This window comes from Ruegeria sp. AL12, assembly GCF_056540885.1.
Genome location: NZ_JBQFXN010000121.1, coordinates 1 through 729, shown reverse-complemented (window position 1 = coordinate 729; position 729 = coordinate 1). Strand labels below are relative to the sequence as shown.

The window sequence follows — 729 nt, the reverse complement described above, 5'->3', positions numbered from 1 at the left end:
GGATCGCGTTGATCCACTCTCGAGGGTTATTTGTGGGGGGTTGCGCTGCTAGTCGGTCGCCGCGTGGATTCAGACGGCTGAGAATTCCGGGGATAACGGCAGCGACCTGATCGCGGGTCATGCCGGTGTGCAGTTCGGGCGCATAAGCCGCGCGCAGGATCAGCATGTCGAACCCGGTCAAGACCGTATGAATATTGTCGTCGTTGAACACCGAATCCGGCAGATGATAGAGGTCGTTCAGAGGACCGAGGGCCTGTGCCAGTTCTTCGTGCAGACAATCGCGCATTTCCTGCGGGCTGACGTCGTAGGGGATAAAAATCCCCAATCTTTCGCGCTGGCGCAGCTCAACCCAACTGCTTTTGGGTTTGCGGCGGTCGCGCTGATACTCAGCCAGGCTGGACGCGTTTGGCACCACGAAACAGGCCGCGTTTGGCAGAATTTGCAGAATGTCCTTCTGGCTGACCGCTTCGATCGTGATATTGGTCTGCCCGTCGTTGATTTGTCGGATGTTGATACCCGCCTCGCGCTTCAGGCGGTTCAGCAGCCGGGTCAAATCCTGCTGCATACTTTGTGTCGGCGATCCGGTCAGGCGAACGGTGATCGGCGTTTCGAACCGGGTGAAAACGGGCAGGGCGGCCCCGCTTTCGAGTTCGAAATGCAGGGACAGGAAATCCGACGCGATGTTCGTATTGGACCGTGCCGGTGGAGAGGGACGCGGTGCCGCAAAAG

At 58.8% G+C, this 729-nt stretch carries 1 protein-coding gene; it reads right to left on the bottom strand.

The window, feature by feature from the left end:
- Positions 1–729 (bottom strand): DUF2927 domain-containing protein (locus ACR0C6_RS21750; protein ID WP_480621225.1); only part of this gene is annotated, 729 nt, incomplete at both ends.